Genomic DNA, 13,050 nt, shown 5'->3' with positions numbered 1-13,050 from the left:
CGGGGCGCGATCCGGACCGGGTCAGCGGAGCTGGTCGACGTACCGGTCCGTCCCCGGCACCGTCGGAATGAACGGCGCCACCAGTTCCACCCGCCCCAGCCCGGCCCCCTCGACCTCGGCGTCCAGCCCCTGGAAGCGGTCCCAGCAGGTCCGCGGGTCGGCCTCCAGGAACCACAGCAGCGTGAGCCGGGTGTCGACCCCCTCGACCTGCTTGACGTACGTCATCCGGTCGCCGGGCAGCGGCGTCGGCCGGAAGACGGTCACCATCGCCGCCGGCGAACCGTGCAGCCGCTTCGGCAGGGCGCGCGAGCGCAGCCACTCCAGCAGTTCGGCGCGCCGCTGCGGACCGTCCGCGTCGATCACCTGGACCACGAGACCGGCGTACGGGTGGTCCAGCGCGTGGAAGTCGCGGGGACCGGCGGCCCCGTCGCGGTACACGGTCGCCTCGTGGTCCTGGAACGACGTGAAGACGTGCGTCCGGTCCTGGTAGACGCGGGCGTCCCGGTTCAGCCGCTTGTTGATGCCGACGGTCCACTTCATGTGCTCGTCGTAGCGGCCGTCGGTGATCCAGTACGTCGAGATGTAGCAGCCGGCGGTCACGGGCTGGGCGATGGCCGATTTCTCGGGGTAGCGCAGCTCCTGCAGCTCACGGGTGGCCACCCAGCGCCGGCCCGCGTACATCCAGGGCATCGCCATCGCGCCCGCGTAGTAGTGGTCGTCCTCGTACCAGCGGTTGTAGGCGTACTCGTGGCCCGGATGCGGCTCCACCATGGTGATGAGGGCGTGACCGGGACGCACGCCGTAGGGGCCGACGGCCGCCAGCTCGCCGTAGACGTCGGCGCGGGTGTCGGCAGGGGGCTCGGTGTCTCGCTGCTGATTCGCCATGGGACGGGTCTAGCTGATGTCGTGTCAGTTTGCGAGAGGGTGAGCGGGATCCGCACCGGCTCAGCATGTGGATAACTAGGTGGCGTATGCACCTTCCTCGCTAGGCTGCGCTCACATCCGGCCATCGAAGGAGCCCCCGTGAGCGCGCATCCCCCCGCCTTCGCCGCCCGTGCGACCTCGGTCGGCGGCTCGCCCGTACGCGAGATCCTCGCGCTGACCGAACGGCCCGGCGTGATCTCCTTCGCGGGCGGGCTGCCGGCGCCGGAGCTGTTCGACACCGAGGGCCTGCGGGCCGCGTACGACGCCGCGTTCGCGGCGTCCGCGGCGCGGGCGCTGCAGTACTCGACCACGGAGGGCGCGCCGGAGCTGCGCGCGGCGATAGCGGCCCGGGCCACGGCCCGCGGGCTGCCCACCGACGCGGACGACGTCCTGATCACGACGGGCTCGCAGCAGGCCCTGAGCCTCATCACGTCCACCCTGGTCGAACCGGGGGACGTGGTCCTCGTCGAGAACCCGACGTACCTCGCGGCCCTCCAGGCCTTCGGCCTGGCGGGAGCTCGGGTGATCCCGGTGCCCTGCGACGAGGACGGCCTGCTCCCGGACGCGCTGGCGGAGATCGTCACGCGCGAACGGCCCAAGCTCCTCTACACCGTTCCCACGTTCCAGAACCCCACCGGCCGCACCCTGCCGGCCGCGCGGCGCGCGGCGGTGGCCGAGATCGCGGGGCGGCTGGGGCTGTGGCTGGTCGAGGACGACCCGTACGGCGACCTGCGCTACGAGGGCCGGCACCTGCCCTGGCTCGCGGCGCACGCGGGGGCGGAGGACCGTACGGCACTGCTGGGCAGCTTCTCCAAGGTGATGGCGCCGGGCCTGCGTCTCGGCTGGCTCCGCGCGCCGGCCGGGCTGCGGCGGGCCGCCGGGGTCGCGAAGCAGGCGGCGGACCTGCACACCTCGACGGTCGACCAGCTCGCGGCCGCGCACTACCTGGCGGCGGCCGACCTCGACGACCACGTGGCCGCCGTGCGCGCCGCCTACCGGGTGCGGCGGGACGCCCTGCTCGCCGGTCTCCCGGAGGCCCTGCCGCAGGGCTCGACCTGGAACCGCCCGGAGGGCGGCATGTTCATATGGGCCCGCCTCCCGGAGGGCTACGACGCCGCGGCCCTCCTGAAGTCGGCGGTGGCCCATGACGTGGCATTCGTCCCGGGCGCCCCCTTCTACACGGGCACCCCGGACCCGCGCACCCTGCGCCTGTCGTTCACGACCCACACGGCGGAGGAGATCGCCGTGGGGGCCGAGCGTCTGGGGCGTGCGTCGGGCCCTGGCGGGCGTCGGGCGGGGTGACCTTGTCCGCTGCCCGTTTGGCCTTGTAAGGGTTCCGGGGTCATCCCGTCAGTCCTCACTGTCCTTCCGTGCCGGGCCGGCCTGTCAAGAGCGCTCCTTCGTCGCGTCGCTACGCGATTCCGCTTCGCTCCACTCCTGACAGACCGTCCCGTCCCGGAAAGACAAGGACTGTCGGGACACCCCCGAAAGAACGGAAGGTCGGCACTCCACCAAGGCGAGGGGTTCCAAGGGCCGCCCCGGGGCCCGGCCAGCAGGTTCCCCCGCACGCCAGGTGCGGAAGCCGCCCCCTGGCGAGCAGGCGCGCCCGATCGCTACGCGCTTCGGCCGGCATAGCGGGCGCGGACCGCCTGTGGCCGGACATAGGCCGCCATCGATCGCTACGCGCTCCTGCGGATGGGCGGCTGCGGCCCGGTTTTGGGCCGGAAGCCTCTTCAGGGGCCTAAGGGAGCTTGCCGGGGCCGGAAGTTGCGAGAGATGGGCACTGGCGGGCGGTCACCTGATCCACTCCGCGCGAGAATCTCTCCAGAGCCCGCAGAATGCCCGGATTGCTCCACTATGACGGCCACTTCCGGGCTCGCACTCCCGCTGACTGCCCCGCTGGGTATCACCAGACGGGGATCAGACGCCTGAGAAAGCAGCGAGCGACAACCTGAGGCGGCTTATGTCCGGCCACGGCCGGGACGCACCCGCTATGCCGGCAGGGGCGCGTAGCGATCGGGCGCGTCCCCGGTCTCCCGGCCGGCTTCCGCACCTGGCGTGGACGGGAAACGGACTGGCCGGGCCACTGGGCAGGCCCTTGGAACCCCCGGGCATGGAAAGGCTGCGACCTCCCGTTCTTTCGGGGGCGTCCCGACAGTCCTTGTCTTTCCGGGACGGGACGGCCTGTCAGGAGTGGAGCGAAGCGGAATCGCGAAGCGACGCGACGAAGGAGCGCTCTTGACAGGCCGGCCCGGCACGGAAGGACAGTGAGGACTGACGGGATGACCCCGGAACCCCCACAACGCCCAACGCGCAGGAGGCAAACGTCCTCAACGCCCGACGCCCACCCCTTCCCTCCCCTCGCCTCCCCCCGTAACCTGACGCACCGTCAGTCCGTATCCATCGGTGTCCGCCGTTCCGTCTGGCCCGGAGGTCTCGTCTCATGCTGCTCCAAGGGAAGACCGTCATCGTCTCCGGCGTCGGCGCCGGGCTCGGGCATCAGGTCGCCGCCACCGTCGTGCGGGACGGGGGGAACGCCGTCCTCGGGGCGCGGACCGAGGCGAACCTGGCGAAGTCCGCCGCCGAGATCGATCCCGACGGCGCGCACACGGCGTACCGGACCACCGACATTACCGACGAGGGCCAGTGCGCGGCGCTGGCCGCCCTCGCCCTGGAGCGCTTCGGCCGGGTCGACGCCGTCGTGCACGTCGCCGCCTGGGACTCGTACTTCGGCGGCCTGGAGGACGCCGACTTCGGCACCTGGCAGCAGGTCCTCGACGTGAACCTGCTGGGCACCCTCCGGATGACCCGGGCCTGTCTGCCCGCGCTCAAGGAGCGCGGCGGTTCGGTCGTGATCATCGGCACCCAGTCCGCCGTCGCCGCCCCCTCGCAGGTCCAGCAGGCCGCGTACGCCGCCTCCAAGGGCGCCCTGACCTCGGCCATGTACTCCATGGCCCGCGAGCTCGGCCCGCACCGCATCCGCGTCAACACGGTGCTCCCGGGCTGGATGTGGGGCCCGCCCGTGCAGGCGTACGTCACCTTCACCGCCCACGGCGAGCAGGTCCCCGAGGACGAGGTGCTGGGGCGGCTCACCGAGCGCATGGCCCTGCCCGAACTGGCCACCGACGGGGACGTCGCCGACGCCGCGGCCTTCCTCGCCTCCGACCGGGCGCGGGCGATAACCGGCCAGTCGCTGCTGGTCAACGCCGGTGAGCTGATGCGATGACGCCCTCCACGCGCCGATCGGCGGATCGTATCCTCACAGCATGACCACTCCTGGCAACGCCGCCCCGACCGACAACGCCATGCGCCGCGCGCTGCGGCGGGCCCGCGACGGAGTCGCCCTCGACGTCACCGAGGCCGCGGTCCTGCTCCAGGCGCGCGGAGCGGACCTGGACGACCTGGCCGCCTCCGCCGCGCGCGTGCGCGACGCGGGACTGGCGGCGGCGGGCCGGCCGGGGGTGATCACGTACTCGAAGAGCGTGTTCATCCCCCTCACCCGGCTGTGCCGCGACAAGTGCCACTACTGCACGTTCGCCACCGTCCCCGGCAAGCTCCGGCGGGCCGGGCACGGGATGTTCATGTCCCCGGACGAGGTGCTCGACATCGCCCGCCGGGGCGCCGAGCTGGGCTGCAAGGAAGCGCTCATCACCCTCGGCGACAAGCCCGAGGACCGCTGGCCCGAGGCGCGCGAGTGGCTGGAGGCGCACGGCTACGACGACACGATCTCGTACGTGCGGGCCATCTCCGTCCGGATCCTGGAGGAGACCGGGCTGCTGCCGCACCTCAACCCGGGGGTGATGTCCTGGGCGGACTTCCAGCGGCTCAAGCCCGTCGCGCCCAGCATGGGCATGATGCTGGAGACCACGGCCGAGCGCCTGTGGTCCGAGCCGGGCGGGCCGCACCACGGGTCGCCGGACAAGGAGCCCGCCGTACGGCTGCGGGTGCTGGAGGACGCCGGGCGTTCGTCGGTGCCGTTCACCTCCGGTCTGCTGATCGGGATCGGGGAGACGTACGAGGAGCGGGCGGAGTCGCTGTTCGCGCTGCGGCGGGTCTCGCGGGCGTACCACGGCATCCAGGAGCTGATCATCCAGAACTTCCGCGCCAAGCCGGACACGGCGATGCGCGGGATGCCGGACGCCGAGCTGGACGACCTCGTGGCGACCATCGCGGTCGCCCGGCACATCATGGGCCCCTCGGGCTGCCTGCAGGCCCCGCCGAACCTGGTCGACGGGGAGTACGCCCGCCTGATCGGCGCCGGGATCGACGACTGGGGCGGGGTCTCCCCGCTGACCCCGGACCACGTCAACCCCGAGCGCCCCTGGCCCCAGATCGACCTGCTGGCCGAGCGGTCGGCGGCGGCGGGCTTCGCGCTGCGCGAGCGGCTGTGCGTGTACCCGGAGTTCGTGGTGCGCGGCGAGCCGTGGCTGGACCCGCGGCTGCTGCCGCACGTACGGGCGCTGGCCGATCCGGAGACGGGGCTGGCGAACGAGACGGCCGAGGTCACGGGCCGCCCGTGGCAGGAGCCGGAGGAGGCCTTCACCTCCGCCGGGCGCACGGACCTGCACACCGCCATCGACACCGAGGGCCGCACCGGGGACCGGCGGGAGGACTTCGACCACGTCTACGGCGACTGGGAGGCCCTGCGCGAGGCGGCGGCGCCGGGCATGGTGCCCGAGCGGATCGACACGGACGTACGGGCGGCGCTGGCGCGGGCCGCCGACGATCCGGAGAAGCTGACCGACGAGCAGGCCCTCGCCCTGCTGCACGCGGACGGCCCGGCGCTGGACGCGCTGTGCCGGGTCGCGGACGACCTGCGCAAGTCGGTGGTCGGCGAGGACGTGACGTACATCGTCACGCGGAACATCAACTTCACCAACGTCTGCTACACCGGCTGCCGGTTCTGCGCGTTCGCGCAGCGCCGTACGGACGCCGACGCCTACACCCTGTCCCTGGAGCAGGTCGCCGACCGGGCGGCGCAGGCCTGGGAGGTCGGCGCGGTCGAGGTGTGCATGCAGGGCGGGATCCACCCGGACCTGCCGGGGACGGCGTACTTCGACATCGCGCGGGCGGTGAAGGAGCGGGTGCCGGGCATCCACGTGCACGCGTTCTCGCCGATGGAGGTCGTCAACGGCGCGACGCGGACGGGCATGCCGGTGCGGGAGTGGCTGACGGCGGCCAAGGAGGCCGGCCTGGACTCCATTCCGGGCACGGCGGCGGAGATCCTGGACGACGAGGTCCGGTGGGTGCTCACGAAGGGCAAGCTGCCGGCCGCCGACTGGATCGACGTCGTCACGACGGCGCACGAGCTGGGCATCCGCTCGTCCTCGACGATGATGTACGGGCACGTGGACCAGCCGCGGCACTGGCTGGGCCACTTCCGCACGCTGGCGCGGATCCAGGAACGGACGGGCGGCTTCACGGAGTTCGTGACGCTGCCCTTCATCCACACCAACGCGCCGGTGTACCTGGCGGGCATCGCCCGGCCCGGGCCGACGGTGCGCGACAACCGGGCGGTGACGGCGATGGCCCGGCTCCTGCTGCACCCGCACATCACCAACATCCAGACGAGCTGGGTGAAGCTGGGCGCGGAGGGTGCGGCGGAGATGCTGCGGTCCGGGGCGAACGACCTGGGCGGGACGCTGATGGAGGAGACGATCTCGCGGATGGCGGGGTCGAGTTACGGCTCGTACAAGGCCGTGCGGGACCTGGAGGCGATCGCGGAGGCCGCCGGGCGGCCGGCACGGCCCCGTACGACGCTGTACGGGGAGGTGCCGCCGGAGCGCCGGGAGGCGGCCGCCGCGTCGGACGGCCACCTTCCGGAGCTGCTGCCGCTGGTCGACTGACGGGGCGGCGGCCCGGACATCAGCCCACCAGCAGGTCCGACTTCAGTACGTTCAGCTCGCGCGCGTCGAGGCCGAGCCCGGCCTCGACGTACTGCTCGAAGGTGCCGTACTGGGCCTGGGCCTCGTCGTAGCCGGCGCCCAGGTACTCGGGGCGGACGTCGAGCATGGGCTTGTAGAGGGCGACCTGTTCGGGCGTCAGCCGGGCGAGCAGCGCGTCGTTGGCGGCCTTGCGGTAGTCGTTGCTGGCCAGGTAGTCGGCCATGACGGTCTCGCGCGGCACGCCGAGGGCGGTGAGCAGTGCGGCGGCGGACCAGCCGGTGCGGTCCTTGCCGGCGGTGCAGTGGAACACGGCGGCGCCCCGGCCCTCGCCGTGGATCCCGTCGCCGCGGCTCCCCTCCTCCAGGATGCCGTCGACGACCTTCCCGTAGGCGGCCTTGCCGGAGGCCGAGCCGGCCATGGCCCGGCCGGTGTCGATCATGAACTGGACGGCCTCGTCGGGGGTGCGCGGCGCGGTCTGCATGGCGCCACTGCCGCCGAGGACGTCGGCGACGACGTACGAGGCTCCGGTGGGGACCTTGTCGGCGTCCTTGGCGCGCTCGTCGGCCATGCGCAGGTCGTAGACGGTGCTGACGCCGAGCCGTTCGAGCGCGGCGAGGTCGGCCTCGGTGAGCCGGCCGAGGGATTCGGAGCGGTAGACCTCGCCCATCCTGACCCACCGGCCGTCCGCGGTCCGGTAGCCGCCGAGATCGCGGAAGTTGACCGCGCCGTCGAGCTTGACGAGGCGGTCGGCCAGGCGGAGGCCCTGGCCGCGGTCGGCCTTGAAGTCGAACCACTGGCGGACGGCGGCGGGCAGGCCGGTGACGACGGCCTCGCCCGAGGCGCCGCCGGCGGCGACGACCCGGCCGTCGGCTCTGATCTCCACCCGCTCGGCGCCGGGGGCGTGCCACCTGAGGGTGTACGTCCCGGCGGCGCCGGCGGTGACGGTCGCGGAGGTGAAGGGAATGCCGGTGGACGGGGCCGGGCTGCGGTCGGGGTGGGCGCCGCCCGGGCGGCCGAGGCCCTGGGGGTCGTGGGCCTGGCGGGGGTGGGCCTGGCGATCCTGGGCCTGAAGTCCCTGGGCCTGGTGGGCACGTGCCCGGGGGTCGTGGTCCTGGGGGTCGTGGGCCCCGGCGGTGGGGGCGAGGGCGAGGGACAGGAAGCATGCGGAGACGACCGCGGTCGCGGTGTACGTAGCCTTCTTCATGCTGCCGAGGCTGTGCGGTGACGCGGGGCATCCGCACCCCTGCCCACCCCTGCCTCACCCCTGTCCACGGGCGTTTCGCCCCTGGAGGCCGGTGGGGCCGGGCGGCGTACGGCGCGGGGTCGGCCGGTGTCAGCCGACCAGGAGGTCCTTCTTCAGCTCCTTCAGCTCGCGCGCGTCGATGCCGAGGCCGTCCTTGAGGTAGCGGTCGAAGGAGCCGTAGCGGGCCTCGACCTCGTCGTAGCCGGAGTTGAGGTACTCGGGACGGACGTCGAGCATCGGCTTGTAGACGGCGGCCTGCTGGGCGGGCAGGTGGGAGAGGATTGCGTCGTTGGCGGCCTTGCGGTAGTCGTTGCTGGCCAGGTAGTCGGCCATGACGGTCTCGCGCGGCACGCCGAGGGCGGTGAGCAGGGCGGCGTCGGCCCAGCCGGTGCGGTCCTTGCCGGCGGTGCAGTGGAAGAGGACCGAACGCCGGTCGTCGCGGCGTATGCCGTCGAAGACCTGGGTGTAGGCGGCCTTGGCGGGCGCGGAGCTCACCATGACCTTCTCGGCGTCGACCATGGCCTTGACGGCCTCGTCGGGCGTGCGCGGCATGGTCGTGAAGGAGCCGGAGCCGCCGAGGACGTCGGCGACGACGTACGTGGCGCCGGCCGGGACCTTGTCGGCGTCCTTGGTGCGCTCGTCGGCCATGCGCAGGTCGAAGACCGTCTTGACGCGCAGGCGCTGGAGCTTGGCGAGGTCGCCCTCGGTGAGCTTGTTCAGGGCGTCGGAGCGGTAGACCTCGCCCATCTTGACCCACTGGCCGTCGGCGGTGCGGTGGCCGCCCGCGTCACGGAAGTTGACGGCGCCGTCGAGCTTGATCAGGCGGTCGGCGAGGTGGAGGCCCTGGCCACGGTCGGCCTTGAAGTCGAACCACTGGCGGTCGGCGGCGGGCAGGCCCGTGACGACGGCCTCGCCCTGGGCGCCGCCCTTGGCGACGACCTTGCCGTTGGCCCTGATCTCGACCCGCTTGGTGCCCTGGGCGGCCCACTTGAGGGTGTAGGAGCCGTCGGCCCCGGCGGTGACGGTGGCGGCGGTGAACGGGACGGACCGGTGGTCCCGGTCCCGGTCCTGGCCCCAGCCCCAGTGGGCGCTGGCGGTGGGGGCGAGGGCGAGGGAGAGCGCGCATGCGGAGGCGACGGCGGTCGCGGTGAGGAGTGCCTTCTTCATGGCGTCGAGGCTCTGGGCCCCCGGCGAACGCGGCATGAACGAGGTATGGCTGGAAACCGCCCCCCTGCCATCGAGTGGCAAAACGTGCCACCTGGACGTTCCGTGCCGATCTTGGTCGGTGGCGCGGCGCCGGACGGCCGGCCGCGCGGCGCCGGACGGCCGGCCGCGCGGCGGCCGTCCCGGCCCGGACCGCGGCACTCACCCCGGCCAGGAGCACGGCCGGGACCGAGCCCGTCACCCCGGCCGGAACCCATCCGTATTCCGGCCGTTCTGCGCCCACTTACCCGCCGCCCGGCCCGCCGCTTCCGAATGCGACCGATCCTGTCCACTACAGTGCGCGCCAGGCGCACAGCTCACGCGCGGGGGAGCGGGATGGACGGGACAGCTACGGGACAGGGCCGGCAGCAGGACACACCGCCGGGCCACGAGCCGGGCGCGGGCCGGGGAGCGGGACCGGACGCCGGCGCCGGCCTCGGACCGGTGCCGCACCCGGGTGCGGCGGCGGACCCGGACACCGGGAGGACGCCGGCGGCGCACGCCGCGGCCGGTACGACGGGCGCCCCACGAGCCACCGCCCTCCAAGCCGTACCCGCCCACCAGGCCACCTCCCTCCAGCCGGTACCCGTCCACCAGGCCGCCGCCCGCCACGCCGCAGGCGCAGGCGCAGGCCCGCACGCGGACGCGCGCGCGAACGCGGACCCGAACCCCACAGGGCACGCCACCGAGCACGCCGCCGGGGCGCGTACCGCCGGTGCCGCCGTCCTGCGCACCGGACTGTGGGGCCGGGCCGAGCAGCAGGACTTCCGCAGCCGGGTCCGCGGCACCCTGCTCGGCGGCGCCCTCGGGGACGCCCTCGGCGCCCCGCTGGCCGGGCTCACCCTCGACGCCGTCCGCGCGGCCCACGGCCCCGACGGTCTCGCCGGACCCGCCCCCGCGTACGGCCGGCGCGGCGCGGTGACCGCGGCCACGCAGCTGACGCTGTTCACCGTCGACGGCCTGATACGCGCCCACGTCCGCCGGGACACCGGCACCTGGCACCCGCCGACCGACCTCCACCGGGCGTACCTGCGCTGGGCGGCCACCCAGCACGACTGGGGCCCCGACGAGCGCCGCGAGGACAACGGCTGGCTCGCGCACGAGGAGTGGCTCTACACCCGCCGCGGACCCGGCCGCGCCTGCCTGACCGGGTTCGGCGACGGCGTACTCGGCACCCTGGACCGGCCCAAGAACCCCGCCGCCCGGGACGCGGCCGCCACCGCCAGGTCCGCGCCGTTCGGCCTGCTCGTCGGGTGGGAGCCCGCGCTCGTCCTCCAGCTCGCCGTCGAGTGCGCCGCCCAGAGCCACGGCCACCCCACGGCGTACCTCTCCGCCGGTGCCTTCGCCGTCATCGTCCACGGGCTGGCCCGCGGCGACGCCCTCGACCCCGCCGTCCAGCGCGCCCTCGCCCTGCTGGGCTCCCGCCCGGGGCACGAGCCGGTGACCGACGCCCTGCGGCGCGGGCTGGCCGCGGTGACCGGGGGCGTGCCGTCGGCCGCGACGGTCGAGTCGCTCGCCGCGGGCCCCGACACCGGCGCCGAGGACGCCCTGGCGGTGGCCGTCTACTGCGCGTACGTCGCCGAGGACGTGGCCCACGGCCTGCGCCTGGCCGTCCACCACGGCGGCGACTCCCCCGCCACCGGCGCGCTGTGCGGCGCCCTGCTCGGCGCCCTGCACGGGGAGACCGCGCTCCCGGCGGCCTGGCTGGCCGAACTGGAGGGCCGCCCCACCCTGCTCGAACTGGCCGACGACTTCGCCCTGGAGATGACCCAGGGCCCGGCCCTCCACGGCCCGGCCCAGTCCTCCCCGGCCTGGCTGACCCGCTACCCCCGCGCGTAACCACGGCCACGCGCGGCGCGCCGGCCGCCCGCGGCGCGCCGGCCGCGCCCGGCACACCGGGCGGCCGCGCCCCCTGCCGTCCCCAGGCGTTACGCCCTACCGTGTGCCCCCTACGCGACGGAGGTGTCAGCGCACATGCGGATCGCCACAACCATCTTCCTGACCGACCGGACGGTCACGCCCGTCCGGCTCGCACGGGCCCTGGAGGAGCGTGGGTTCGGGGGGCTCTACCTGCCCGAGCACACCCATATCCCCGCCGACCGGGACACCCCCGCCCCGATGGGCGGGGAGCTGCCCGAGATGTACGGGCGCACCCTCGATCCGTTCGTCGCGCTCGGGCAGGCCGCCGCCGTCACCGAGCGGCTGCACCTGGGGACGGGGATCACCCTGGTGGCGCAGCACGATCCGATCGGGCTGGCCAAGCAGGTCGCGACCCTCGACCACCTCAGCGGCGGGCGGTTCACACTGGGCCTGGGGTACGGCTGGAACGTCGAGGAGGCCGCCGACCACGGCGTCGAGTGGGCCACGCGGCGGGAGCTGGTGCGCGACCGGATGGCTCTGATGCGGGCGCTGTGGGCGCCGCAGCCGACGGCGTACGTCGGCCAGTTCTGCTCGGTGCGGGCCAGCTCGGCGTACCCCAAGCCGGTGCAGATGCCCCGGGAACTGGCCGCCGGGGTCCCGCTGCACGGGCCGCGGACCCTGATCGGGGGCGCGGCCGGGCCGAAGCTGTTCGCCGCCGTCGCCGACCACGCGGACGGCTGGATGCCGATCGGCGGCGGCGGCCTGACGGAGTCCCTGCCGGTGCTGCGCGCGGTGTGGGAGACCGCCGGCCGCGATCCGAAGGCGCTCCAGGTGGTGCCGTACGCCGTGCACCCGACCCCGGGGAAGCTGGCGCACTTCGCCTCCCTCGGGATCGAGGAGGTCGTGGCGCAGCTGCCGTCGGCACCGGAGGCGGAGATCCTGCGGGTCCTGGACGACTTCGCGCAGTACCTCTGAGGAGAGGGTCTAGCGCCAGAACTGGGCCAGTGCCGCCTCCTTGTACGGGGCGGCGCTGACGCTCAGTTCGCCCGCGAACGGGCGGTCCAGGACCAGGACGAGCAGCAGGCTGAAGCCGATGAGCGCCGCCACCGCGGAGACGAACAGCAGCTGCATCTTCAGGCTGCGCAGGCCGAAGAGGAAGGTGAGCGGCACGATCACCAGCGCGCCGCCGTAGACGAGGACCTGGAGCAGGGTCGGCAGGGCCTGTTCCGCCATGGTGATCCGGGCGCGGCGCTGGCCGGCGGCGGCGTTGAGGTGGGCGGCGGCCTCGTCGTAGAAGGTCTGGGCGCGGGCGCCGGACGGTTCGTACGCCTGCAGGGCCCGGTACATGGCGTGGGTCTCCTCGGCGGTGGCCTCGTAGCTGGGTCTGCCGGCGCGCATCCTGGGCCACTGGTCGTCGACGACGGCGTGCACGTAGTCGCCGACGGAGCGCTCGACGCGGGCGCGGTCGGCGGGCGGGAAGGCCTCGGCGCTGCGGACGACGAGGGCCAGGTCGGTCGCTTCGGCGGCGACGATGTTCTGGGTGCTCTCCATCTGCGTCCACAGGGTGACGACGACGAAGGCCAGGATGATGCCGTAGATCGCGCCGAACATGCCGAGGATGACGCCCACCATCTCGTTGTGCTCGCCGGCCGCGAGGTGCGGGAAGCGGCGGCGGGCGGCGAGGCTGCCGGCGACGGCCAGCAGGACGAGGCCGCCGACGAGGACGACGGCGAGCACGAAGGTGCTGAAGGTGTTCAGTAACCAGAGGGCCATGCCCGGATCAACGAGCAGCGGGCGGCGAGGCGTGGGGGGGGGGGGGGGGGCCCGCGCCCGCGCCCCCCCCCCCCGGGGGGGGGGGGGGGGGGGGGGGGGGGCCGGGGGGGGGGGGGGGGGGGGGGGGGGGGGGGGGGGGGGGGGGGGGGGGGGGGGGACGTA

At 74.1% G+C, this 13,050-nt stretch carries 9 protein-coding genes; 5 read left to right on the top strand and 4 right to left on the bottom strand.

The genetic code is table 11. The annotated features are described in order from the left end of the window. Positions 1 to 21: 21 nt before the first annotated feature. A complete protein-coding gene (locus tag ACZ6KO_RS24580) occupies positions 22 to 885 on the bottom strand; it encodes a hypothetical protein (RefSeq protein WP_469306154.1) in 864 nt (287 codons plus the stop codon). Positions 886 to 1,023: 138 nt separating this feature from the next. On the opposite strand from ACZ6KO_RS24580, the gene ACZ6KO_RS24575 reads away from it, so the two are divergent. The 3 genes from ACZ6KO_RS24575 to ACZ6KO_RS24565 all read left to right on the top strand — a co-directional run bounded on the left by ACZ6KO_RS24575 (position 1,024) and on the right by ACZ6KO_RS24565 (position 6,770). After that, positions 1,024 to 2,226: an aminotransferase-like domain-containing protein gene (locus ACZ6KO_RS24575; protein WP_469306153.1), complete on the top strand. Its 1,203-nt coding sequence runs from the start codon at positions 1,024 to 1,026 to the stop codon at positions 2,224 to 2,226. Between the two features lie 1,141 nt (positions 2,227 to 3,367). Then, complete coding sequence (locus ACZ6KO_RS24570) at positions 3,368 to 4,150, top strand: SDR family oxidoreductase (RefSeq protein ID WP_469306152.1); 783 nt, start codon at positions 3,368 to 3,370, stop codon at positions 4,148 to 4,150. 40 nt (positions 4,151 to 4,190) lie between these two features. Beyond that, positions 4,191 to 6,770, top strand: a complete 2,580-nt coding sequence (locus ACZ6KO_RS24565) for a bifunctional FO biosynthesis protein CofGH (protein WP_469306151.1) — start codon at positions 4,191 to 4,193, stop codon at positions 6,768 to 6,770. A gap of 19 nt (positions 6,771 to 6,789) precedes the next feature. On the opposite strand, the gene ACZ6KO_RS24560 is transcribed toward ACZ6KO_RS24565, so the two are convergent. Both ACZ6KO_RS24560 and ACZ6KO_RS24555 read right to left on the bottom strand, forming a co-directional pair. Next, entirely contained in the window at positions 6,790 to 8,013 is a 1,224-nt protein-coding gene (locus ACZ6KO_RS24560) for a tyrosine-protein phosphatase (protein ID WP_469306150.1), read from the bottom strand. A 129-nt stretch (positions 8,014 to 8,142) separates the two neighbouring features. Further along, positions 8,143 to 9,219 (bottom strand): tyrosine-protein phosphatase, encoded by a 1,077-nt coding sequence (locus ACZ6KO_RS24555; protein ID WP_469306149.1) that lies wholly within the window; start codon positions 9,217 to 9,219, stop codon positions 8,143 to 8,145. A 762-nt stretch (positions 9,220 to 9,981) separates the two neighbouring features. On the opposite strand from ACZ6KO_RS24555, the gene ACZ6KO_RS24550 reads away from it, so the two are divergent. Both ACZ6KO_RS24550 and ACZ6KO_RS24545 read left to right on the top strand, forming a co-directional pair. Further along, positions 9,982 to 11,094, top strand: a complete 1,113-nt coding sequence (locus ACZ6KO_RS24550; RefSeq protein WP_469306346.1) for an ADP-ribosylglycohydrolase family protein — start codon at positions 9,982 to 9,984, stop codon at positions 11,092 to 11,094. Positions 11,095 to 11,229: 135 nt separating this feature from the next. Then, a complete protein-coding gene (locus tag ACZ6KO_RS24545) occupies positions 11,230 to 12,090 on the top strand; it encodes a TIGR03619 family F420-dependent LLM class oxidoreductase (protein WP_469306148.1) in 861 nt (286 codons plus the stop codon). A gap of 9 nt (positions 12,091 to 12,099) precedes the next feature. Here the strand turns inward: ACZ6KO_RS24545 and ACZ6KO_RS24540 are convergent, their stop codons facing one another. Continuing rightward, positions 12,100 to 12,888 (bottom strand): bestrophin-like domain, encoded by a 789-nt coding sequence (locus tag ACZ6KO_RS24540; RefSeq protein ID WP_469306147.1) that lies wholly within the window; start codon positions 12,886 to 12,888, stop codon positions 12,100 to 12,102. Between the last annotated feature and the right edge of the window lie 162 nt (positions 12,889 to 13,050).

It is taken from the genome of Streptomyces sp. NPDC042102 (assembly GCF_055582305.1).
This window is presented reverse-complemented; position numbering and strand designations above follow the sequence as displayed.

Excerpts from the sequence above, each read along its gene's own strand:
- ACZ6KO_RS24580 (WP_469306154.1), bottom strand. The coding sequence starts at position 885 with ATGGCGAATCAGCAGCGAGACACCGAGCCCCCTGCCGACACCCGCGCC.
- ACZ6KO_RS24570 (WP_469306152.1), top strand. The coding sequence starts at position 3,368 with ATGCTGCTCCAAGGGAAGACCGTCATCGTCTCCGGCGTCGGCGCCGGG.
- ACZ6KO_RS24565 (WP_469306151.1), top strand. The coding sequence starts at position 4,191 with ATGACCACTCCTGGCAACGCCGCCCCGACCGACAACGCCATGCGCCGC.
- ACZ6KO_RS24560 (WP_469306150.1), bottom strand. The coding sequence starts at position 8,013 with ATGAAGAAGGCTACGTACACCGCGACCGCGGTCGTCTCCGCATGCTTC.
- ACZ6KO_RS24555 (WP_469306149.1), bottom strand. The coding sequence starts at position 9,219 with ATGAAGAAGGCACTCCTCACCGCGACCGCCGTCGCCTCCGCATGCGCG.
- ACZ6KO_RS24545 (WP_469306148.1), top strand. The coding sequence starts at position 11,230 with ATGCGGATCGCCACAACCATCTTCCTGACCGACCGGACGGTCACGCCC.
- ACZ6KO_RS24540 (WP_469306147.1), bottom strand. The coding sequence starts at position 12,888 with ATGGCCCTCTGGTTACTGAACACCTTCAGCACCTTCGTGCTCGCCGTC.